Below are 23325 nucleotides of genomic sequence, written 5' to 3' on the forward strand. Positions count from 1 at the left end.
TAAATTTTCTTGTTAGAAATATTAATTATTCTATAATAAACTTCTTGTATTCTGTGCCTTCTTCTTTATCTATTTTTACCAGGTACATTCCTGATTTCATAGTTCCTGCCATATCAACAGTTAAAGAAGTTTTGCCATTTTTAATACTATTGTTTAATACCGGCATCATACTAGATCCTGACATACTATAAACAGACACTCTTATATTTTGTTCTTTTTTGGACATCACATCAATAGTAAGTTTACCTCCCGATTTTAATACTGTTGGATATACTTTTGAAGCTATAATGCTTTCATCACAATTATCAACAAAAACCGTTACTTCATCAGTTTCACTGCAGTTACCTATGGTTACAATTACAGAATAATCTGTTGTCACAGCGGGAGAAACAACGATTGTTGGAGTGGTTTCACCTGTTGACCACAGATAACTATCACCTCCAGAAGCAGCAAGTATTGCCTCTTCACCAAATCCTTCACACAAGAATCTGTCTCTTCCTGCACTGGCTTCTACTATTGTTACTTCTACGATTACTTCATCCATTGCTTCACAGGCTCCATTGGTTACAATAACGGAATAGGTGGTAGTATCCCCCGGAGAAACGGTAATACTAGCCGTTGTTTCACCTGTAGACCATAAAACATCCCCTTCGCCTATTACTGTAAGTACAACCTCTTCTCCTAAACAAATCTCCTGATCTTCTCCTGCATCAGCGGTAACGGCGCATCCTTCTACAAATACAGTTACATCATCAATATCTTCGCATCCATTCGAAGAGACAGTAACAGTGTATGTAGTTGTCTCTGCTGGAGAAACATCTATAGTTGCGGTGGTTTCCCCTGAAGACCATAGATATGTATCACCTCCTGTAGCCGTTAGCGTCGCTGTTTCTCCTGTAGCTATAGTTTGATCATCTCCGGCATCTGCTGTTACAGAATTTACGACTACTGTTACTTCGTCTTCACCAACACAATCAGTACAACTAGTTACAGTAACAGTATAGGTTGTATCCACTTCTGGTGATACTGTAATACTTTGAGTAGTTTCGCCAGTTGACCACAGATACTGAATCTGTCCTTGTTCTTGGGCAATACAATCTCCAAAATTAATATTGAAATCTCCAAAAGAGTCTGGGTTTCCTTCTAAATTAAACCATCCAGATCCTCCATATACAGCTGGTGTATACTCAAATACATTAGCACCATTTCCCACTTGGAATGCCTCACCTCTTCTAGAAATATCATAACTCAAAGTACCGTCGATCTGAGTAATAGTTCCACTCATTCCAGTATAGTATACCCAACCAGTTGCGTCTTCTGTCTGGCAAGAACTATCTTTAGGACTACCCGCAGGCGGTGTACTAGTGAACCCTGTGAACGTAGCGTCTACCATAAATGATGTATTGGTAGAATTATATTCAAACACTTCACCTTTTAATGTTGCAGTTCCGTCTGTATTTTCATTCCAAACTAGATCTACATTTCTAAACCATAATCTAGTTCCATTATCGTTGATAAATACTACAAACTGATGTTGTCTTCCTCTACAATAGTCAGTGTCTTTGATTCCGTATTCAATACAATCACCACAATTATCGCCGCCAGTTATTTGCGCAGTAAGCGTTACCTCATCGCCTAAGCAAATTTCCTGATCTTCTCCTGCATCTACGATTACAGGATCGTTCACAACAACTGTTACAGAATCTGAAGCTTCACAACTTCCGCTAGTTGCAGTCACTGTATAAGTAGTTGTTTCTGTTGGTGACACAATAATAGTTTCTGTAGTTTCTCCTGTGGACCAGATAAATACTCCTTCTCCAGTAGCTGCCAATGTAACTGTGTCTCCTAAACATATATTCTGATCATCGCCGGCATCAACTGCTGCAGATTTAACGAATACTTTAATCTCATCAGTAGCAGTACATCCATTACAATTGGTTACCGTTACCGAATACGTAGTATCTTGATCCGGTGATACTGTAATACTTTCTGTAGTCTCTCCTGTAGACCATAAGAAAGAAGTATTATTTGTTTCAGAAGTTATACAATCTCCTAAATTAAAATTAAAATCTCCTACATTATATTCGCTATCATCCGTATCAAACCACCCACAAGCTCCAAATTTTCCTTGTTCTGTTTCTGTTACATTAGCACCATTACCTATTTGGAACGCTGGACCTCTTCTAGTTAAACTTGTAGACCAAGATCCATCTTCACTAGTAATAGTTCCTGTAAATTCTGTATAATATTCCCATCCTGATTCATCTTCGTTATTACAGTCATGTTCTTTAGGGCTATTAGCTGGAGTATTACTTGTTTTTCCAGTAAAAACAGCATCTACTTCATAATTTGATTGTGTGTTTGTGTAATCAAATACTGTACCTTTTAGGGTAGCCGTTCCATCCGGAAGTTCATTCCATTCCAAATCCACATTAGAAAAGAATCTTCCGCCCTTCAACCATAATACGTAGTTTTGATTACCACGACAATAGTCCGTGTCCTGAATACCGTATTCGATACAACTCTCACAACTTTGGTTACCATTAGTTGTAGCTGTTAAAATGATTTCGTCACCTAAACATATTTCTTGATCCTCTCCGGCATCTACCACTGGAGCGTCATTTATAATTACTTCTACAGCATCTGTAGCTTCGCAATTTTCACAGTCCTTAACTGTTACTGTATAAGTTCCTCCTTGATTTACGGTAATCGATGGAGTAGTTTCTCCTGTGGACCATAAATAGCTAACCTCTGTAGTTGATGTTGTAACACAATCTCCGAGATTAAAATTAAAATCTCCTCTGTTATATTGACCATCCGTGGTATTAAACCATCCACAGGCTCCATATTTTCCTTGTTCTGTTTCGGTAACATTAGCTCCGTTTCCTAACTGAAAAGCAGGACCTCTTCTTGATAAATCAATTGACCAGGATCCATCGGTGCTGGTTACAGTACCCGTTAATTCAGTATAATAAATCCATCCTGATTCGTCTTCATTATTACATTCATGCCCTTTAGGACTATTGGTAGGTGTAGTGCTTGTTCTTCCTGAATATACAGCATTCACCTCATACGTTGATTGAGTTAATGTATGATCAAAAATAGTTCCTGTTAATGTGGCCGTACCATCAGCTAACTCATTCCACTCTAAATCTATATTAGAAAACCATCTTGGATTATCACCATCTGTTAACCACATCACATAGTCTTGATCCCTTCTGCAGTTATTAGTGTTTGTTACACCGTATTCTCCTGTACAATCTGTACATTCTGACGCTCCGGAGATAGTGGCTGTTAGAGTTACCTCTCCTTCTCCACAAAACTCAGAGTCCCCACCAGCATCTACAGTTAATTCACAACCCGTATTTAATGGCGAATGAAAATTACTTATTGGCTGATTAGTAAGTTCTTTTTTATTTTCTTCGACTACTGAATTAAATCCAGAAGTCATCATGAAAATGACGATCATAGTTAAACCAAACAAAGACGACGCTAAAGGAGTCGTTTTAATCTTTTGGCTTAAAAAGTTAAGCTTATTAGTAAATTTTGACATTGTGTAGTTGTTTTTTCGTTCGAATTTAAAAATTCAATCTGGTTAATTTATTTTGGGTATTCATCAAATAAAACAGGAGACAAAAAACCACATAATAGTCTAAGACTCTATGGATATTTGGTAATCCGCTGAAATGTACTTGATTTTTAAAGTTAAGCCGTTATTTGAAAAAGTGTGTGAAGATAAAGTAATGTTTATATCATATTTTAGGGCGTTTTTAAAAAGATTAGGATTGCTAAATTATAGGATTCACGTTAAAAAAACATAAAAAAAAGACGTAAAAACGTTCAAATGCAGCATTTTATCTTCAAACTACAGTTTTCCCGTAAACAATGAAATTGTAAAACTTACAAAAATCTTACAAACCAACTTATTAGGAGTATTTTACCACAAATTTTTACTTATTATATCCGAATCGTTTTAATTGACGCTCACTACTACGCCAATTTTTATTCACTTTTACGTATAATTCTATATGAATCTGTTTTCCAAAGAATTTTTCTAATTCTTTTCGAGCCTCAACGCCAACTCTTTTTAGTGCAGATCCTTTGTGACCAATTATAATTCCTTTTTGAGAATCACGTTCGACCATAATCACAGATCTAATTCTTATAATATTTTCATCTTCAAAAAACTCTTCCGTCTCAACCTCTACAGAATATGGAATTTCTTTTTTGTAGTGCATTAAGATTTTTTCGCGAATAGCTTCGTTAACGAAAAAGCGTTCCGGTTTATCCGTTAATTGATCCTTAGGGTAAAAAGCAGGAGATTCAGGTAATAACTCTACAATTCTACCAAAAACTTCTTTGACATTGAAATTTTCTAAAGCTGAAATAGGATACAACTCGGCATTAGGTACTTTTTCTGCCCAAAACTGCACCTGCTCTTCTAATTGTTCTTGGTTAGACTGGTCAATCTTATTCAATAATAAAAAAACCGGAATTTTAGCATTTGTAATCTTGTTAAAAAAAGCTTCATCTTTTAGCTCTTTTTCTCCGATCTCTACCATATAAATCAACACATCGGCATCTTCGAAAGCAGACTTTACAAAACCCATCATAGATTCCTGTAATTCATAAGCTGGTTTAATAATTCCCGGAGTATCCGACAGAATAACCTGAAAATCATCTCCATTTACAATACCAAGAATTCTATGCCTTGTAGTTTGTGCTTTAGAAGTAATTATAGATAGTCGCTCTCCAACAAAAGCATTCATCAGAGTAGATTTTCCAACATTAGGATTCCCGATGATATTAACAAAACCAGCTTTATGACCCATATTTAAGATTTTGCTGCAAAGTTAGTTGATTATTCTTCAAGTTTATGGAATCTTTCAAAGGATTATTCATTCTCAAATACATTATTTTGCCTACAAAACATTGTTTAATCTCGGAGTTTAGATGGTAAAAAAGTGCCTAGAAAATGAACCTTATGTTAATTTTTCGTAAATTTAATTCCAGTACGTTTTCAAAACCCCACGAAAACAAGGAATTTATTATCATAATACTGGGATCATTTTGGGAAACTATTCTATTACTTTTTCGCCTTTTTGGAAACTATATTGCAACATGTATTCATTTATGTTTGTAATAGCAATGCTTTTGTTTTCTCATTCCGGTTTTGGACAAGATAGAGATAAGCAACTTGCTAAAGCTGATCAAAGTTTTGAAGCATTAGCCTATATCAATGCTAGGGATATTTATCTAGATGTTGCAAAACAAGGATTTTCTTCTTATGATTTGTATAGAAAATTAGCTGACTCTTACTATTTTACCGGAGAACTCGAAGAATCAGTAGCCTGGTATGAAAAGCTAATCTCAACTTTTTCTGAGGAAGTAAAACCTGAATACCTATTTAGATATGCTCAAAGTCTAAAAAGTGCTGAGCGGTACGGTGATGCAGATGCTATTATGGAAAGGTTTGATGCTGTTACCGGAAATGACAAACGAGCTAAATCGTTTATTGATAAAAGAGATTACCTGGATTTTATAGAAAAACAATCTGGTAAATATGATTTATACACATTGAATATAAATTCTGAATATTCGGATTATGCTCCGAGTTTTAACCATAAAGGTGAGATTGTATTTGCTTCATCCCGAAGTAAAAACTCTAAGGTTCACGAATGGAATAAGATGCCTTTTTTGGACTTATTCTCTTCTGCTATTAAAGAAGATAATGTATCTACAGAAGAGCCAAAAAAATTAAAAGGTAAAATCAATACAAAATTTCACGAATCTTCTACAAGCTTTACCAAAGATGGAAATACAGCATATTTCACCAGAAATAATTTTACGAACAACAAACTTGGAAAAAGCAGAAAAGGAGTCGTTTTATTGAAGTTGTATAAGGCTACTTTTGACAATAATCGATGGTCTGATGTAATAGAGCTACCTTTTAACAGTGATAACTACTCGATCTCTCATCCTGCATTGAGTCCTGATGGTAAACAACTATATTTTGCCAGCGATATGAAAGGAACACGGGGTAAATCCGATTTATTCGTAGTCGACATTCTTCCTGGTGGAAAATACGGAAAGCCGAGAAATTTGGGAGATGATATCAATACTGAAGCCAGAGAAACCTTTCCTTATATAAGTGATACCGGTCGATTGTATTTTGCCAGTGATGGACACGTTGGACTAGGTGGATTAGATGTCTTTGTTGCCATCGCCAAAGAAGATGGATCTTATGAAGTATTCAATGTGGGCAAACCAATTAATAGCCCAAAAGATGATTTTTCTTTTGTACTGAATGAAGAAAACAAGACAGGTTATTTTGCAAGTAACAGAAAAGGTGGAAAAGGGAACGATGATATTTACAGTTTTAGACAAACCGAGGAATTAATTACCTCTTGCAAAGAATATTTAGAAGGTGTTATTACGGATAGTGAAACTAACGAGCCCTTAGCTAATGTTGATGTCTCATTGATAGATATGGACGGAAACATCGTAAACAACATAAAGTCTGACTATGATGGAAGTTATATTTTCGAAGTAGATTGTGACAAACAATATATCATCAGAGCATCAATTGAAGGATTTAATCCTAATGACATTATCTTTAGATCAAAAGCATCTTATGAAACCACTAACAAGGTTCCTATAGCATTTAAGAGAGAAGAACTACTCTCTACCACCTCAGAACCTGTTAATATAGGTGATGATATCGTTGCTCCATTGCAATTAAGAACTATTTTCTTTGATCTGGATACAGATGAAATCAGACCGGATGCGATAGCAGATTTACAAAAAGTAATCGCTGTAATGAAACAAAATCCTAATCTAAAAATAGAAGTTCGTTCTCATACTGATAGTAGATCCAGCTACTGGTACAACAAAAGACTAAGTGTTAAACGTATGCGCGCCACTGTACGCTACATTATACGTAATGGTGGGATTAACTGGAGACGAATAAGAGGAAAAGCGTATGGAGAACGAAGACTTATTAATAAATGCGCCAACGGCGTTCCTTGTACAGAAAAAGAGCATCAAGAAAATAGAAGAAGTGAATTTATTGTTAGGGAGTAGATCTTCTCTTCATCAATTGACCATTACCAATAACTCAAAACAGTTTTATAAAAAAACGAGAGAATAATTATATCCCTCGTATTTTCCATATACTATTATAATCCTAAAATATTAGCATCCACTCTAAACACACAATCTACTTTGATATCGTGATTCTCGTTGATGGTTTCGTCTGTGGTAGTCGATGCTCTTAGTGAAAAAGAATCTTGTTTCAAGTACTCTTTAAGCTCTACTCCTGTGGTTTCTAACTCTATCACTCTAAGATCTTGATTTTCTAGGTTTTCGGCAAAAGCAATTTCTTGTTCTTCTAAACCTTCCGCATCAATAAACAAACGTACTTCTTGTAAGAAGTTAAAATCTCCATCGGCTGGGTTTTCTATAATTAACCGTAATCTTTTTAGCTGAATACTTTCTATTAAAGAACTACTGGTATTGTTGTTTTCAAACTCGGACTCAGAATTTGTAGGTACCGGTGGTGTTTCTATACTAATTGGCACATCAATAATAGTAGTAGAGGCAACCGTAAATTCTGATTCATAATCAAGTTCGAATACGGTTAATCTATTTAATTCTTCACAAGAAGACGTGATGACCAAAAATACTAATGTAAGGGCGCAAAAAAATCTATTCATTTTCTATTATTTTGAGGTTATTTCAAATATATACGAAAAAATATAACGTATGGTTTTCTCTCTTCCATTTTTTCCGTAAAACAAATGCTAAAATAGATACTATTTCTTACCAGCCTTAATGGTATCAAAATAAATCTTAGCTCTTTTATTTACTTTAGGTGCTAATAACAATGCCGAAGCTACCGTAGGTATTGCCATCAATGCAAAGGCGCTATCAATTAAATTAATTGCAAAGTCGATCTTGACGACCGCCGCAACTACTATTGATATTATATAAATATAATTATAATACTTTCCGTATTTTGGTTTGGTTAAAAAACCTAAACAGGTTACTCCGTAATAAGAGTAAGAAAACAAGGTAGAAAAAGCAAATACAAGCACCATAATTATGACCACGCCATCTCCTATTCCATAGGGTAAAACGGAATTAAATGCTTGTAATGTCAATGAAATTCCATTATCATCAGAGTGTTGCCAAACTCCGGTAGATAGAATGGCTAATGCTGTTAATGTGCATACCAGTAACGTATCGATCGCAGGACCTATCATTGCTACCAACCCTTCTCTTACAGGCTCATTCGTTTTAGCTGTTCCATGCATCATCGGAGCAGTACCAATTCCTGCCTCGTTAGAAAAAGCTGCTCGTTTTACACCAGTTTTAATTAAATACCCTAAAGCACCACCTGCAGCAGCTTCTCCTGTAAAAGCATCAGAAAAAATCAAGACAAACATCTTCGGAATTTGATCGATCTGCAAAATTAGAATAGCAAACACCGTGATGAAGTACAAAGCCACCATAAAAGGTACTAATCTACTGGCAACCAAACCTATTCTTTTAATTCCTCCCAAAATAACAAAAGATGCAATACCTGCAAGAACAAGTCCTACATAGAACTTATCGCTATCTTTCCAATCTAATACGTCCACTAATGTTTGTGTAAGTTGGTTAGCTGTAAAAGCTGGTAAAGTACCAACTAAACCTGCGAGGGCGAAGAAAACTGCCAATGGTTTCCAACGTTTTCCTAATCCTTTTGTGATTACATACATAGGGCCACTAAGTGTAGTGCCTTCTTCACTTTCTGATCGATACATTACGGCTAGCGTACAGGTATAAAACTTAGTAGCCATACCGATTAATGCACTGATCCACATCCAGAAAATAGCTCCCGGACCACCCATAACCAGCGCTATGGCTACTCCACTAATATTGCCCATCCCAACAGTCGCAGCAATGGCAGATGATAATGCCTGAAAATGACTTAATTGTCCTGGAGCATTTTCGTGGTCATATTTACCTCTGAGAATATCAATAGCGTGTCGAAAATATAAAAAAGGAGTAAATCGAGAAAAGATAAGAAAAAACAACCCTCCACCAACTAAAAGAATCAACAAAGGCCAATCCCATATCCAAGAACTAAATGCAGCGATTGCATTTTCTAGAGCTTTAATCATATTACTACATTGAATTGTATAAATGTAGTTAAAAAAGAATTCTAAAATTGAAATGAGGCTGTTGTTTGCGTGAGGGATAGAAGCAAGCTACCGTGCAGTGCGGATAGCCCGATCCGCCTTAGGCGGAGCACGCCCAAAAGATTATTCTGAAGCTCTAATGAATCTGGGTTTATCAATTCCCCTGTCATACATCACAATACTACCTGCAACCGCGACATTAACACTTAACTCTGATGTAAACTTAACTAAGAAATGTGACTTTTCAATCGCAGTTTTAGACAACCCATGATCTTCTGCACCTAATAAATAAACACACCGTTTTGGATGTTTAAACGTTTCCAGCGGGACCGCTTCTTTTGATAACTCCACACCTACTAACATCGCTCCTTTGGGAAGATGACGATAAAAATCCTCAAAAGTATCGTAATGAAAATAAGGCATTGACTTTACCGCATTATGAGTATCACACGCCTGTTTAGCATAGCGATTACCAATGGTAAATATATAGCTGGCTCCCATATTCTGAGCGGTTCTCCATAAAACCCCGAGATTCTCAGGTGTTTTTCCATTCTGAATCCCAATACCGAAGAACTCGTTTTCAAAATTATCAATCATATCACAAAAATATAAACTGTGTAATCTAATCACAATTAAAATTCATCGAAAACCAATAAGTGGTACGAATTCTAAATTGATGGCAACGAATTCTAAAACCCAAACTTTACAACTGGATGAAGTACATAAATTCGTACAAAATAATCAACCTCAAAATATACTGTTATGAAAAAGATCATTGTTTTTTTCATCCTAATTTTAGGATTTCAGTTTATGAAAGCACAAAGTTTTCAGAACACTGGAAAGTATGCAGCAGTTACTGAAATTAAAGAGAATGGATCAGAACAACCAACTTGCATTGTTAATCTGACTCGTTTGGGGGGAATTTCAGAAGACTTAGCTACTTTCACAATTAATGACATTGAGCTTTTTGAGGACATCTTTATCACAACCTTAGAGAACCCTGGTCTGGAAGGGATCTCTGAGGTGATTAAGATGGAAGTTGAATACCTTGCGTGTTGTGCTCAGGTAGAGTCCTACTATTTTTTGGTAACCGATGATAGTAACACAATTATTCCGCTTCCGCAATTAACAAATGTATATTGTGAAAATGCAGACACGGATACTCAATACACATTTCCTAACCAAGAATATGGTATAAAGGGAAATATATTGGAAACCGAAACGCTTTATAAAGAAACATCAGAAATTATTAAATACGTAAATCTAAAACAAAGCTTAACCTGGAACGATAACAAGGTAGGCACTATAAGAAATACGGCAATTACTAGCAATTAACATGATAAGTAAAGAACGACACAACATCTATTATTCTATAATTTTATTATACTGTTTGTTTTTGTTTGGTTTCATTACCGTATTAAGTTTTAAGATCTTCTATTAACAGTTTAAAAACCAATGTATACAGCAGGCGCGTCCAATTATTTCCAATTATTGTTTTTCCCAAAAAAACTGCCTGCTTGTATACGGTTTTAAAAACCACATTTTTATCTCACTATTTTATGGGTTTACGAAACAAAAAAATCGGTTTGATTATATTTGTTGTCAAATCATAGTTTTATGAGCCCCAATCGTTTTTCTTATGTATTACTTATAACCTTACTAGGAATAAGTTCATTTCACACATTATTTTCCCAAAATAACGGACTTAGAGCATACACTCTAGAGGACGGACTTCCTCAATCACAGGTAAATGATATCATACAAGATGATATTGGCTATTTATGGCTGGGAACACGTGGCGGAGGTCTAAGCAGATTTAATGGAGAAGAATTTAAAACGTGGAACGAAGACGACGGCCTCTTATCTAATTACATCCACGCACTGCATTTTGCAAATGATAGTTTATTTATCGGAACAAGAAGAGGGCTTTCTATCAAAACAAAAAAGCAGTTTGTGAATTTTGAAGGATTACAGATCAATAAAATATTTAGAATTCATAACAAAACGTATCTGGCGACCAACATTGGAATTCATTTATATGAATCCTCCTCCGGAATAAAGAAAATTCAATTAGATCCAAAAATCAACACAAGCATTGTAAACGATATTGTGTTTGACGGAAAATTATTTTGGATTGCTACTAATAAAGGACTCTGGAAACTCAATAAAATTGAAAAGGATGCAAGTATTATGGTAAGACATAGTGCTTATAATTTTACTGCTATATTATATCACAAAACAAAAGTATTTGCTGCGGCTATCAATCAAGGTATATTAGTATTAAATACGAATGCTAAAAGTTATGGTAATAAGTGGATACAGGAACCATTAAACGTTAACGATATTGCAATACTCAATTCTGAATTGTGGTTTTCTACAAATAACGCCGGAATTACAGTTCTAGACGCCAAGAACTATAAACTAAAGAAAAAAATAAATCGTAAAAACGGCCTGGCAGTTTCCAATATCAGCAAAAGTATTACTGACCGTCAATCTAATATCTGGATTGCTACCTCAGGAGGAGGGTTCTATAAGTATTCTCAAAACAACTTCACTCATTATAATCAGGATACTGGATTAAAAGGCAACAGAGTATATTCGGTCCATACCATCGATGATGAAATATGGGCATCTAATTCTGAAGCAGGGCTTATAAAGATTGATACTGCGGGCATACACCAAATCAAACAAGACAAACGATTATCTGAAATAAAAATAAAAACTATTACAAGTGATGATAAAGGAAATATCTGGGCCGGAACAGAAGGAAAAGGTATTTTATTAAAAGAAATTAAACTAAAAGATAGTATTGTAATTACTAATAAGAGTTCCAAAAACCCTACAAGGGACACACTTACTAAAAAAGTAATTAAGAACTATATCATCAACAAAAAACGTGGATTATCAGCTAATTGGGTGAGATCGATACATCTCTCTAATGATACTGTCTGGGCAGCTACCTATTCTTCCGGAATTACACGATTTATATATGATTACAAAAAACACAAGGTAAGATCCATACGAAAGTTTGCAAAAAAACGAGGAATAAAAGACTTGGAGATCAAACATATGGCTTCTGATGGAAAAGGGAAAATATGGTATTCTACAGAAAATGGAAGTATTGGATTTATCAAAAAAAATAAAGTCACCCATCATAACAACGTCCTTGATCAAAAAATCGCAATCAATTCTTTCGTTTTTAAAGACAATAAAATATATCTCGGAACTGCAGGACAAGGTATATGGTGGAGCAGTTTAGAAGGAGAACTTTCTTTCAAAAAATTAAATGGAGAAAAGAATTTATATTCTAACAATATTTATCAAATGATTTTTGATAATGAAGAGAATCTATGGGTTGGAACCGAGCGTGGAGTGGATCGTATAGAGATTAATCTTCTCAACCAAATCAAAGATGTGTTGCATTTTGGAAGGAATGATGGTTTTTTAGGAATCGAAACATGTCTTAATGCAATTTCAAAAGACATAGAAGGCAACCTATGGTTTGGCGCTATCTACGGACTTACAAAATATGAGCCGGGAGAAATTGGCAAAGCTACCGTTAAACCCGAGATACACTTCGAAAATGTTGAAATAGCCTACCAAACGCTGGATTCTATCAATCCGGATATATGGGCGAAAAACGATAACGTATTACAGTTATCTCCAGAGCAAACAGAATTATCATTCAGTTATAAAACTATTGATTTAGATCATCCTAACGATATAGAATATCGTTATAAATTAAACAATACCGCCTGGAGTCCTTGGTCTTCAGAAATGAAGCAAAACCTGGCAGGATTGGCATATGGAGCACATTCGTTTTCTGCACAATCCAGAAATTATCGATGGGAAGAAAGCCAGCCCATTACCTTCAAAATTTTTATCGACAGCCCCATTTATAAAAAAATATGGTTTCAGCTTAGTATGCTTGGGATTTTACTTTTGGTACTCACTATCATTACATTTTTATACATTAGAAAGGTTAAATTGAAGAATGCCGAGGAACGTGAAAAACTGCAAATGCAAAACCATCTTCTCTCGCTAGAACAAAAGGCGTTACGATTGCAGATGAATCCGCATTTCATTTTTAATGTGTTAAATGGCATCAAAGCTATGGGCACCAGTAACCCAACCAAAATGAACAGTACCATCAATACATTTGCTACGCTTCTTAGAGAAACGCTCTATAATTCCAGAAAAGATCATATTACGTTGGATCAGGAAATGAAGACGCTAAAACACTATATAGAAGTCGAAAAGCTAATGGCTAATAAACCTTTTGAGTATACAATTTCTATAGACTCAGAATTTGATCCTGAAGAAGTATTAATTCCACCAATGCTTATTCAACCCTTTGTAGAAAACGCCATAAGACACGGTATCCTGAAAGGAAACAGAGACGGAAAACTAAAAGTATTTTTTGATACTGATGAAGAATTCTTACATTGTAAGATATTAGACAATGGATTGGGTATTTTTCAATCTCAAAAAGCTAAAACCAAAACTGATCATCAATCCATGGCCTTAACGGTAACCAGAGAACGATTAGAATCAATCTCAGGAAAAGATGCGCTACAGATAAAAGAAATTCTAGAAGAAGATGCTACTGTAGCAGGCACCGAAATATCGTTCAGAATACCATTATTAACCGACTATTAATAACCACTATGCTAACAGCAATTATTGTAGAAGATATGCCAGATGCGCTTCAACTTTTAAAGAATGATCTGGAAACAAACCATCCCGAAATAAAAATTATCGATACCGCTCGAAGCGTAGTAGAAGCTGCTAAGGCACTTAGAACTAACGAACCCGATATTCTTTTCCTGGATATTATGCTTGGTGATGGGACAGGATTTGATGTATTAGAAATATTTCCGGAATTAAAATCCAAAATCATATTTGTCACCGCTAGTGATGAATATGCGATCAGGGCTTTTAAGTTTGCTGCCATAGATTATGTGCTAAAACCATATTCTAATGAAGAATTAGCACAAGCCGTAAGCAAAGCAAAGCAACAAATCCAACCTAATAAGGAACGCCTGGACATACTTAAAGATACCTTATCTGCTCCGGAACAAAAACCTGATAAAATATCCTTACACACTTTGGATAAGATTATTATTGTTAGTCTGGATGACATTGTTCGTTGCGAATCAGATAGTAACAATACCATCTTTTATCTACAAGATGGACAAAAGGTTTTTGTAACCAAAACATTAAAATATTTTGCAGACATGCTTAAGAATTATCAGTTTCTGCGAGTTCATCAAAGTCACTTAATTAATTTGCAATGCATTAGTGCTTTTATCAAAGCCGATGGTGGGTATTTGATGCTAAAAAATGGTGAGAATGTTCCTGTTTCTGTTCGTAAAAAAGTGGAAGTAATGGAGATTTTGGATAGTATGCATCGATAATAAAAGGTATACATCATCTTTTCTATAAAGCCAAAAAAAACAGACAATAAAGAAAGCCTGAACTCTACGATTATTTTGTAAAGACATTTAAATTATACTACATTGTAATCATACAAAGTACAGAGTATGGCAAATAATACAGTATCACCTGCAAACAAACAATCCGGTTTAGTTCCCGGAACGGTTGTCTATACCGGAAACAAATCATCTGGTGATTTATTCATCGAAGTTTTTGATTACGATAAAGATTCTTTTGAAGAAAAAGAATTGAATAAAATAGAAGAAGCGTTTTCTTATGCAGATACCGAACCGGTTACCTGGATCAATGTCAATGGGATTAATCATACAGAAGCTATTGAAAAAATTGGTGATCATTACGAACTACATCCATTGATTCTCGAAGATATTGCCAATACCCAACAACGTCCCAAAATTGATGAATATGAAGGGTATCTTTTTGTAGTTCTTAAAATGCTCTATTTCAATAAAGAAGGAGAACTAGAAATTGAGCATATCAGTTTTGTTTTAGGACCTAATTATGTGATTTCTTTTCAGGAAGCTGATGGTGATGTTTTTGACGCCATCAGAAATCGTATTAGAACAGGTAAAGGTAGAGTCCGAACTATGGGATCAGACTATCTTTTATATGCTTTGATGGATGCAGTTGTGGACAATTACTTTAATCTGATTGAGGCAATGGGAGAAAAAATTGAAGAGTTAGAAGACGACTTGTTCGAAGAAAAACCTAACGATGATATTACCTATGACATACAAAGTCAGAAAAGAGAAATTTTAAAAATTAGAAGGGCGGTATTTCCACTAAGAGAAGTGGTAAACAGAATCGAAAAAAGTGATCATCCATTGATTACTGATAAAACACAATTCTATTTAAGGGATTTATATGATCATATCATTCAGGTTTCAGAAAGTATCGATATCTATCGAGAAATGATCTGGGGATTAATGGATATGTATATGACCACTATCAGTAATAAAATGAACGAAGTGATGAAGGTACTTACCATCATAGCTTCTATCTTTATTCCTTTAACATTCCTGGCAGGAATCTACGGAATGAATTTTGAATACATTCCTGAACTAAAATATAAACACGGATACTTTGTACTTTGGGGACTGATGATTGTCATTTTCTTTGGGTTACTGTATTATTTTAAAAGAAAAAAGTGGCTATAAGAAGTATCTAACGTCACTACTAAATTATGAATAGAAAATGCCTACACGTATGTAGGCATTTTCATTAGTTGAGTTTGCGTAATACTCATTAAACAAATGATCTACTGCTTCTTTAAAACTAGTCTAAAGGTTTTAATCCTGTAACTGTTCTTTTAATAAACTGTTGTTTGTCTCCATCTTCATCTACTTCATCCTCATATGCAAAGGAAAAAGTTACTTCAAACTTTTTACCGATATATTTTTTATCCTTTAGATTGTACGTTTTTAAAACTTCGGGAGTTATATCTTTAAAAAACAAAGTGTCCTCTTCATTATCTTCATTTTTATAATTGAAACTAAACGAATCCCCTTCAAATCCCTCAAACACTCCCTTGATAACTTCTATTCCTTCGGCGACAGTTTCTTCTATTACTTCTTCAACTTCCTCAATTTCTTCCTCTTCCTCCTCTTCTTGGGAAAAAGCCACAAGACTGCTTGATAATAACATCACCATCAATATTAGAATTTTAAAATCTTTCATCTTATCTATTAATTAAGTTTATAATTGTATCTGATTAATTATTAATTAAGACACCGATTCATTAAAAAGGTCACTGAGTTTTATATTAATTTTAAAATAAACATATCTACTACTTCTACGAGTATCAGAATAATGATAATCCATTCTAGCTTACTGCTTTCTTTATGAAACATAATATCTTTAAAAAGCTCTAGATTTTCTTTGATGATCTCCACCTGATCCTGAATACTTCTATATCTATCCTTTAGATCAAAAACCCGTTTCAAATCCTGATCAAGTTTATTAAGTATCTCATCATCCCAGGTAACATCATGAGAGTCAAAAATGTATAAGTTCTCAGAAATTTTATTTTTGATATTCAGTACTCTTCCGATATATTTTTTTAGTTTTTTACCACCAATATCAAGTTTACCTTTTTCTTCAAGATAGGTTGTATGCACTTTAGTATCTTCTAAAATCTGTTCAGATATATTCGCATAATTATCAAGAGCTACTGATTGAGAAACATTGAGCATTATAAGTCGTAACGACTCTAGACTAAATTCCTTAAGTGATACCTGCGAAAAAGACACTAAGTTACTTGATCCGCCAAGGGTAATTTCCATGCTCTCGGACATATTACCAATATTGTGGTTTCTAGCAAACACCAAAATTTCGGAACAAATCTTCTCTATCTGATTTTCATCTATATTATAAAAACAAACTACACCATATTTAAATACATAAACATACTGTTCTTCATTTAGACTGTAGAACAATTCGTCTGCATCCGAAAATAATAATGTAGCCTTATACTGATTCTTGCAATTTCTGATAGAGATAACCTCAGCTATCTGAACTGCGTACGCTTTATTTTTCATGATCGTTAAACGGTAAATATCTCACCGTGATCTTTAAAACTCTTAAATTCTACCATATAGCCATTAGGATCCTTTACAAAAAAAGAAAGATGTTCGCCCACTTTATTTTCAAAAAACGTGGCTTCTGTAGTTACTTCTAGATCCATGGAAAATAGCCTGGAATATAAGGTCCCCCAAACTTGTACATTTACAATGACGCCAAAATGAAATGATGGTAAAATCTGATCCCCTAATCGATAATTTTTAAAATCAAAATTAAAATTCCCTGCTTTGGTAAATGTGATTTGATTTCCATAAAGATTAATATCTATCCAGGTATCCGTATGTCTTCCTAAAGATGCTCCTAATTTAGAAATATAGAAGTCTTTGGTCACTTCGAGATCTTCGCACGGAAGAGCAAGATGAAATTCGGCTTTTTTCATGGTATTATTGGTTTTTACAACTACTCTACATCATCCATTTCGTCAGGCACTTCTATGTCAGAATTATCATCACTCTCTTCTTCGTGATCCTCCATTGCAGCAACCAAACGTTTACTGACTTTCACCAAATACAAGGTGTCTTCGGTTTTGACTTCTACGCATTCTACAATTTCATTTTGTGCATTTCTAAACGTGATAATATCATCTTCGTCATATCCATCGGGATACCTCTCAACTAACAAATCGAGAATATTATTGTTTAACTTTTTGAAATCAACTATTACTCTTTTAAGATTACTATTTCTTGATCCTTTCATATCTCTACATGTCTAATAAATAAGCAAATATTAACGGTGCTACTATGGTAGCATCAGATTCTATAACAAATTTTGGAGTATTTATATCCAGTTTCCCCCAGGTTATTTTTTCATTGGGCACAGCTCCACTATAGGAACCATAACTTGTGGTCGAATCACTAATTTGACAGAAATAATTCCAAAAAGGTGTATCGGTTCGCTCCATATCCTGGTATAACATTGGCACCACACAAATAGGAAAATCTCCTGCAATACCTCCTCCAATTTGAAAGAATCCTATGCCGTTTTTAGAATTATCCGTGTACCAATCCGCTAAGAAAGTCATGTATTCGATACCTGACTTCATGGTACTAGCCTTGAGTTCTCCTTTCATCACATAACTAGCAAAAATATTACCCATGGTACTGTCTTCCCATCCGGGAACAACCATTGGTAAATTTGCTTCTGCAGCTGCATACATCCAGCTATCCTTGATGTCGATTTCATAGTATTGTTCTAATACTCCTGATAACAGCATTTTATACATAAACTCGTGCGGAAAATATCGTTCTCCATTTTCTTCAGCATCTTTCCAGATTTTAAAAATATGTTGCTGCAGCCTTCTAAAAGCTTCTTCTTCGGGAATACAAGTATCTGTGACTCTATTCAAACCTTTCTCTAGCAAATCCCATTCTTGTTGAGGTGTAAGATCTCTATAATCCGGAACTCTTTGATAATGACTGTGCGCTACCAAATTCATAATATCTTCCTCCAGATTTGCTCCCGTACAGGATATGATATGAACTTTATCTTTACGAATCATTTCTGCAAATATTTTCCCTAATTCTGCAGTACTCATTGCGCCTGCAAGCGAAACTAGCATCTTTGACCCATTATTAATTTGTTCTTCATAAGACTTAGCAGCATCTACAACGGTCGCAGCATTAAAATGCAGATAATACTTTTCTATAAATTGAGAGATGGCTCCTTTAGTCTTCATCCTGATCGTACTTTAATTTATTGATATTATTTTCTTTTTGGAAGGTGTAAAGATTATCATTCTCTTCGTCTTCATTTTTCTTTAAAAATTTGTAGCTTAACATTTTATAATAGAGTTTTGCAGCAAGAAAATCAGATGATTTGTCAATTTCGTTAGGGCATAGTTCTACAATATCAAATCCTACTACGTTTTTTTCTTCGAATACTTTCTTTAGAAACTCAAGGGTCTCATACCAAAATAAGCCTCCGGGTTCTGGTGTACCAGTGCTAGGCATAATAGATGGATCCAATGCATCAAGATCAAAAGTGATATACACATTGTCTCCCAATAAATCAACCACATTATCCATCCAATAATCATCTGTAGCCATTTCATGTGCGAAGAATACATTCTCTTCATTCATAATAGACTTTTCTGCAACATCCATACTTCGTATGCCAACCTGAATCAGATTCGTATTTTCATTCGCTTCGTATAAAGCACAGGCATGATTAAATGGAGAGCCTTCATATTCCTTTCTTAAATCTGCGTGGGCATCAATCTGTAAAACGGTTAAATTGTCAAAGCATTCGTTAAACGCACGAATGGCTCCAATAGAAACAGAATGTTCTCCCCCAAACATGGTAACAAATTTGTTACGCTTGATATTTTCTTTCACCGTCTTATGTACAGCCTCTACCATAGCACCTGGAGAACTGTTTTCGGTCACTTCATCTGCCAAGTAAATGCCTTGTTTATAAACCTCAGTATCGGTTTCTATGTCGTAAAGCTCCATGTTTTCAGAAGCATGTAAAAATGCTTCAGGACCTTTGTCCGCCCCTTTTCCCCAGGTACTGGTTCCATCATATGGCACAGGAATTAATACTACTTTAGATTTTTCATAGCTAGCATATTGTTGTTGGATACCAGCATATGTTTTGTCAATTTTCATGGTATTATGGTACTTAAATTAATGGATTACTTGATTGTAATAATACTTTCTCATTGGTCTGCTCATCAGATGATTCAGATACCATATTTTGATATCCAAGAATCGACAGTAATTGCTCTGATGTTTGTTGTGGAGCAAAAACTTCTGTAGTGATATTACCCTGATCATCCCTATCTATCAAAATATGTTTAGGCTGCGGAATCAGACAATGTTGTAAACCTCCAAAACCTCCAATAGTCTCTTGATAAGCTCCTGTATTGAAAAACCCAATGTACAATGGCTCTTCTTTTTTATATTTTGGAAGATAAATCGCATTCATATGCTGCTCAGAATTATAATAATCATCACTATCACAGGTAAGACCACCAAGCAATACCCGTTCGTATTCGCGATCCCATCGATTAATAGCCAACATAATAAAACGCTTATTTATCGCCCAGGTATCAGGCATAGTAGTTATGAAAGACGAATTGATCATATTCCACTTTTCGCGATCGTTTTGTTGCTTTTGATACAAGACTTCATAAACGGCTCCTCCACTTTCACCTACTGTAAAACTACCAAATTCAGTGAAGATATTTGGAACGTCTACTCTTGCTTCTTCACAAGCTTTTTGGATTTGGTTAACAATCTCATTGATCATATATTGATAATCGTAGTCAAATGCCAAAGAGTTCTTAATAGGAAAACCGCCACCAATATTCAAACTATCCAAGCTAGGACAAATCTTCTTAAGGTTGATATAAACCTTTAGACATTTCAATAATTCGTTCCAATAATAAGCAGTATCTCTAATCCCTGTATTAATAAAGAAGTGAAGCATTTTAAGTTTCACTTTTGGATTTCCTTTTATCTGATCATTATAGAATGGTACGATATTTTTATATCCGATTCCTAAACGCGAAGTATAAAATTCAAATTTTGGTTCTTCTTCTGAAGCTATCCTGATACCAACCTGAAAATCTTTTTCAATCTCATCTCCTAATAGATTTAGTTCTTCATAATTATCAATTATAGGAATACAATTGTGATGCCCGTTATTAATTAACCGAGCGATGTTTTTAACATATCTATCTCGTTTAAATCCGTTGCTGATCACATAGGTATCATTGGTGATTTTACCCTGAGCTTTTAAATTTTCGACAATATCTATATCAAAAGCCGATGAGGTTTCTATATGAATATCATTTTTTAAAGCCTCGTTTAATACGTGCTTAAAATGAGAACTTTTAGTACAATAACAATAGTTGTAGTTACCCGCATAATTATTTGCTTTTATAGCTGTTTCGAACCAGCTCTTTGCTCTATTGATATTCTCGGATATTTTGGGCAGATATGTAAATTTTAAAGGTGCTCCATATTGCGCTATCAAAGCCATAAGATCTACACCGTGAAAATGCAATTCATTATTTTGTAAAGTAAATTCTTCCTGTGGAAAATAAAAAGTTTGATCAATAAGATCGATGTATTTTGTTTTCATCTTTATTATTTATTACAGATGAAATTCAACCTTGGTCATAGTCACAAAAACCTAAAACCGAAGTATTAATTTCATGAAAGGAGATTAGAGAATTAAAATTGTTAGTTGTAATGTTAATGCGTGAGCATTCTATTTTTCACACTCGAATAATAGAAACGGTATGGGGAACGAATGATATTCGTTCTGAAGATCTAATCAAATTGATATACATTTCAGAAGTCAGCCTGAGAATTCGGTTCCTCATCCCTGAGGCAGTTTTTGGAGCAGACTTCTTTATCCTCCTAGACCCGAATCTGAAATACGTTTTCATTTATGTAGGCAATGCGTCTTATTAAATGACTCATTTGTAAAATCAAATGTAATAAAAAAGTGACTTCAAAAACTTTTTTTGAATTTTTTTTTGAATTTTTTCAAATTACTTACATCAAGTGACTTAGACTCTTATTCTGTGTCAAACATATTCAAAATCTTAAGCTCTATCTATCAGTTGGTATGGAGTTTAATTTTGTACATTTAATAGTAAATAAAACCTAATTACCATGAAGCAAGTTTTAATACCTATAGATTTTTCGGATAATGCGTACAATGCATTAAATTACGCAAAGACCTTATTTTCGGGTCATGCAACTACCTTTTATTTATTACACGTATATATCAGTGCCCCTTCAAATCTTTTAAGTACCGAACATAATACTTCTATCCTTGATGAAATGTCCGGTAATGAAGAGCAGGATTTAAAAGACTTTTTGAATATCGCCCAGAAAGAAAATAACGATGATCTACACTCTTTTGAAATAATTTCTAAAATAGGAGGTTTGGTTAAAGTGATGAATGCTGTGGTTATTTCTAACAAAATCGACTATATAGTTATGGGGACCAAAGGAGCAAAAGGCAGTAAAGAAGTATTTCTTGGCAGTAATGCTGTGAAAGTTATTAATGGTATCGAAAACTGCCCAGTAATTGTTGTTCCACAAAATTATATTCCAAAACCACCATCCTTAATTGCATTTTCAACAAACTTTAAACGAGCTTTTGTTAGAGAAGAATTGACTCCATTAGTTGACATCGCTGTAGCTAATAATGCCAAAATAAATATTGCAAGAATTATGCAAGAAGAGTACTTAACAGATCGTCAAAAAGAAAACAAAGAAATTTTAAAAGGGCTATTCAGTGACTTAGACTATATTTTTTGTAAAATCGACGTCGAAACATCAGAGACGAATGCACTAAAAGATTTTGCTAAACACACAGAAAGTGATCTGATTGCTCTGGTACATCATAAACATAATTTTTTCCAAAAACTATTACAAGAGGACGTTGTAGACAAAATAAGCTTTAATAGCCCTCTACCATTATTAATTTTATCCGAGCTAAAATAAAGGCGTTTTAAAATAACCGTTTAATACGTATTATTTCTTGGATAAAGCATCTTATTTTTGTGCTTAACATTTCAAACTATTTTACTAACTCATATGTTACATTACAAACAGGAATTGCTCTTAACTTTAATTTTGGTTGCCACCATTATATTGACAATACTGATAACTAAAAGAGCTATTAGACGATTTAGTTTTGTGAAAGCCATAGATGTCAATCGTCGAAAAATCATATTCAATTTAAGCTATCTTGCGATTTATATAACTGGGGGATCCTTACTCGCACTCATTTGGGGAGTTGATCATAGGCAATTTGCTCTGTTTATTTCTTCTATACTAGCGGTACTTGGTGTTGGTTTTTTTGCTCAATGGTCTATTCTCTCGAATTTGACGGCAAGTGTAATTTTATTTTTTAGTCATCCTTTGAGGATTGGTGATCGAATCAGAATACTGGATAAAGATTTTGATTGGACCGGACGCGTAAAAGATATTACGGGTTTTTATCTTTTTATGAAAACCGATGATGGTCGTGATATTACATTACCAAACGCACTGGTTATTCAGAAAGGAATTGAAATATTAGGAGAAAAGAGTATAGAAGATGAACAAAATGATGAAGAACATTTTGATTAATCGGCATCTGT

At 34.5% G+C, this 23325-nt stretch carries 19 protein-coding genes; 7 read left to right on the forward strand and 12 right to left on the reverse strand.

Annotated features, from left to right (window positions below):
- Window positions 1-25: 25 nt before the first annotated feature.
- Window positions 26-3553, reverse strand: a complete 3528-nt coding sequence (locus tag ACFSR1_RS09160) for a T9SS type A sorting domain-containing protein (protein ID WP_378291760.1) — start codon at window positions 3551-3553, stop codon at window positions 26-28.
- Between the two features lie 397 nt (window positions 3554-3950).
- The gene (era, locus tag ACFSR1_RS09165) at window positions 3951-4832 is read right to left on the reverse strand and encodes a GTPase Era (RefSeq protein WP_378291762.1); all 882 of its coding nucleotides are present in this window, start codon (window positions 4830-4832) and stop codon (window positions 3951-3953) included.
- Window positions 4833-5133: 301 nt separating this feature from the next.
- Between era and ACFSR1_RS09170 the strand changes: the two genes are divergently transcribed.
- The gene (locus ACFSR1_RS09170; RefSeq protein WP_378291764.1) at window positions 5134-7083 is read left to right on the forward strand and encodes an OmpA family protein; all 1950 of its coding nucleotides are present in this window, start codon (window positions 5134-5136) and stop codon (window positions 7081-7083) included.
- Window positions 7084-7178: 95 nt separating this feature from the next.
- On the opposite strand, the gene ACFSR1_RS09175 is transcribed toward ACFSR1_RS09170, so the two are convergent.
- The 3 genes from ACFSR1_RS09175 to ACFSR1_RS09185 form a co-directional block, all read right to left on the reverse strand.
- A complete protein-coding gene (locus ACFSR1_RS09175) occupies window positions 7179-7715 on the reverse strand; it encodes a hypothetical protein (RefSeq protein WP_378291765.1) in 537 nt (178 codons plus the stop codon).
- Between the two features lie 99 nt (window positions 7716-7814).
- Complete coding sequence (locus ACFSR1_RS09180; RefSeq protein ID WP_378291767.1) at window positions 7815-9167, reverse strand: alanine/glycine:cation symporter family protein; 1353 nt, start codon at window positions 9165-9167, stop codon at window positions 7815-7817.
- Between the two features lie 141 nt (window positions 9168-9308).
- Complete coding sequence (locus tag ACFSR1_RS09185) at window positions 9309-9782, reverse strand: RNA methyltransferase (RefSeq protein ID WP_378291769.1); 474 nt, start codon at window positions 9780-9782, stop codon at window positions 9309-9311.
- A gap of 165 nt (window positions 9783-9947) precedes the next feature.
- Here ACFSR1_RS09185 and ACFSR1_RS09190 point away from each other — a divergent pair, with 165 nt between their 5' ends.
- From ACFSR1_RS09190 to corA, 4 genes are all read left to right on the forward strand, one after another.
- Window positions 9948-10520, forward strand: coding sequence for a hypothetical protein (locus ACFSR1_RS09190; RefSeq protein ID WP_378291771.1), 573 nt, complete (start codon window positions 9948-9950; stop codon window positions 10518-10520).
- Window positions 10521-10802: 282 nt separating this feature from the next.
- Window positions 10803-13844 carry a ligand-binding sensor domain-containing protein gene (locus ACFSR1_RS09195; RefSeq protein ID WP_378291773.1) on the forward strand — a complete coding sequence of 1014 codons (3042 nt, stop codon included), beginning with the start codon at window positions 10803-10805 and terminating at the stop codon, window positions 13842-13844.
- Window positions 13845-13852: 8 nt separating this feature from the next.
- A complete protein-coding gene (locus ACFSR1_RS09200; protein ID WP_378291775.1) occupies window positions 13853-14602 on the forward strand; it encodes a LytR/AlgR family response regulator transcription factor in 750 nt (249 codons plus the stop codon).
- A gap of 126 nt (window positions 14603-14728) precedes the next feature.
- A complete protein-coding gene (corA, locus tag ACFSR1_RS09205; RefSeq protein WP_378291777.1) occupies window positions 14729-15796 on the forward strand; it encodes a magnesium/cobalt transporter CorA in 1068 nt (355 codons plus the stop codon).
- 118 nt (window positions 15797-15914) lie between these two features.
- On the opposite strand, the gene ACFSR1_RS09210 is transcribed toward corA, so the two are convergent.
- The 7 genes from ACFSR1_RS09210 to ACFSR1_RS09240 all read right to left on the reverse strand — a co-directional run bounded on the left by ACFSR1_RS09210 (window position 15915) and on the right by ACFSR1_RS09240 (window position 21305).
- Complete coding sequence (locus tag ACFSR1_RS09210) at window positions 15915-16316, reverse strand: hypothetical protein (RefSeq protein WP_378291778.1); 402 nt, start codon at window positions 16314-16316, stop codon at window positions 15915-15917.
- Window positions 16317-16396: 80 nt separating this feature from the next.
- Window positions 16397-17176 carry an RMD1 family protein gene (locus tag ACFSR1_RS09215; RefSeq protein WP_378291780.1) on the reverse strand — a complete coding sequence of 260 codons (780 nt, stop codon included), beginning with the start codon at window positions 17174-17176 and terminating at the stop codon, window positions 16397-16399.
- Between the two features lie 5 nt (window positions 17177-17181).
- Window positions 17182-17598, reverse strand: a complete 417-nt coding sequence (locus ACFSR1_RS09220) for a VOC family protein (protein WP_378291782.1) — start codon at window positions 17596-17598, stop codon at window positions 17182-17184.
- 20 nt (window positions 17599-17618) lie between these two features.
- Window positions 17619-17915: a hypothetical protein gene (locus tag ACFSR1_RS09225; RefSeq protein WP_378291784.1), complete on the reverse strand. Its 297-nt coding sequence runs from the start codon at window positions 17913-17915 to the stop codon at window positions 17619-17621.
- A 4-nt stretch (window positions 17916-17919) separates the two neighbouring features.
- The gene (locus ACFSR1_RS09230; protein WP_378291785.1) at window positions 17920-18894 is read right to left on the reverse strand and encodes a deoxyhypusine synthase family protein; all 975 of its coding nucleotides are present in this window, start codon (window positions 18892-18894) and stop codon (window positions 17920-17922) included.
- Entirely contained in the window at window positions 18884-19825 is a 942-nt protein-coding gene (speB, locus tag ACFSR1_RS09235) for an agmatinase (RefSeq protein ID WP_378291787.1), read from the reverse strand. Before speB ends, ACFSR1_RS09230 begins: the two co-directional genes overlap by 11 nt.
- 13 nt (window positions 19826-19838) lie before the next feature.
- Window positions 19839-21305 carry an arginine decarboxylase gene (locus tag ACFSR1_RS09240; RefSeq protein ID WP_378291789.1) on the reverse strand — a complete coding sequence of 489 codons (1467 nt, stop codon included), beginning with the start codon at window positions 21303-21305 and terminating at the stop codon, window positions 19839-19841.
- A 539-nt stretch (window positions 21306-21844) separates the two neighbouring features.
- On the opposite strand from ACFSR1_RS09240, the gene ACFSR1_RS09245 reads away from it, so the two are divergent.
- Together ACFSR1_RS09245 and ACFSR1_RS09250 are read left to right on the forward strand one after the other, a co-directional pair.
- Complete coding sequence (locus ACFSR1_RS09245; RefSeq protein ID WP_378291791.1) at window positions 21845-22684, forward strand: universal stress protein; 840 nt, start codon at window positions 21845-21847, stop codon at window positions 22682-22684.
- Between the two features lie 93 nt (window positions 22685-22777).
- Window positions 22778-23314: a mechanosensitive ion channel domain-containing protein gene (locus ACFSR1_RS09250; RefSeq protein ID WP_378291793.1), complete on the forward strand. Its 537-nt coding sequence runs from the start codon at window positions 22778-22780 to the stop codon at window positions 23312-23314.
- Window positions 23315-23325 lie beyond the last annotated feature (11 nt).

It is taken from the genome of Aquimarina rubra, assembly GCF_042684305.1.
Classification (GTDB): Bacteria; Bacteroidota; Bacteroidia; order Flavobacteriales; family Flavobacteriaceae; genus Aquimarina; species Aquimarina rubra.

Coding starts and splice junctions, on each gene's coding strand:
- ACFSR1_RS09160 (WP_378291760.1), bottom strand. CDS start 3,553: ATGTCAAAATTTACTAATAAGCTTAACTTTTTAAGCCAAAAGATTAAA.
- era (WP_378291762.1), bottom strand. CDS start 4,832: ATGGGTCATAAAGCTGGTTTTGTTAATATCATCGGGAATCCTAATGTT.
- ACFSR1_RS09170 (WP_378291764.1), top strand. CDS start 5,134: ATGTTTGTAATAGCAATGCTTTTGTTTTCTCATTCCGGTTTTGGACAA.
- ACFSR1_RS09175 (WP_378291765.1), bottom strand. CDS start 7,715: ATGAATAGATTTTTTTGCGCCCTTACATTAGTATTTTTGGTCATCACG.
- ACFSR1_RS09180 (WP_378291767.1), bottom strand. CDS start 9,167: ATGATTAAAGCTCTAGAAAATGCAATCGCTGCATTTAGTTCTTGGATA.
- ACFSR1_RS09185 (WP_378291769.1), bottom strand. CDS start 9,782: ATGATTGATAATTTTGAAAACGAGTTCTTCGGTATTGGGATTCAGAAT.
- ACFSR1_RS09190 (WP_378291771.1), top strand. CDS start 9,948: ATGAAAAAGATCATTGTTTTTTTCATCCTAATTTTAGGATTTCAGTTT.
- ACFSR1_RS09195 (WP_378291773.1), top strand. CDS start 10,803: ATGAGCCCCAATCGTTTTTCTTATGTATTACTTATAACCTTACTAGGA.
- ACFSR1_RS09200 (WP_378291775.1), top strand. CDS start 13,853: ATGCTAACAGCAATTATTGTAGAAGATATGCCAGATGCGCTTCAACTT.
- corA (WP_378291777.1), top strand. CDS start 14,729: ATGGCAAATAATACAGTATCACCTGCAAACAAACAATCCGGTTTAGTT.
- ACFSR1_RS09210 (WP_378291778.1), bottom strand. CDS start 16,316: ATGAAAGATTTTAAAATTCTAATATTGATGGTGATGTTATTATCAAGC.
- ACFSR1_RS09215 (WP_378291780.1), bottom strand. CDS start 17,176: ATGAAAAATAAAGCGTACGCAGTTCAGATAGCTGAGGTTATCTCTATC.
- ACFSR1_RS09220 (WP_378291782.1), bottom strand. CDS start 17,598: ATGAAAAAAGCCGAATTTCATCTTGCTCTTCCGTGCGAAGATCTCGAA.
- ACFSR1_RS09225 (WP_378291784.1), bottom strand. CDS start 17,915: ATGAAAGGATCAAGAAATAGTAATCTTAAAAGAGTAATAGTTGATTTC.
- ACFSR1_RS09230 (WP_378291785.1), bottom strand. CDS start 18,894: ATGAAGACTAAAGGAGCCATCTCTCAATTTATAGAAAAGTATTATCTG.
- speB (WP_378291787.1), bottom strand. CDS start 19,825: ATGAAAATTGACAAAACATATGCTGGTATCCAACAACAATATGCTAGC.
- ACFSR1_RS09240 (WP_378291789.1), bottom strand. CDS start 21,305: ATGAAAACAAAATACATCGATCTTATTGATCAAACTTTTTATTTTCCA.
- ACFSR1_RS09245 (WP_378291791.1), top strand. CDS start 21,845: ATGAAGCAAGTTTTAATACCTATAGATTTTTCGGATAATGCGTACAAT.
- ACFSR1_RS09250 (WP_378291793.1), top strand. CDS start 22,778: ATGTTACATTACAAACAGGAATTGCTCTTAACTTTAATTTTGGTTGCC.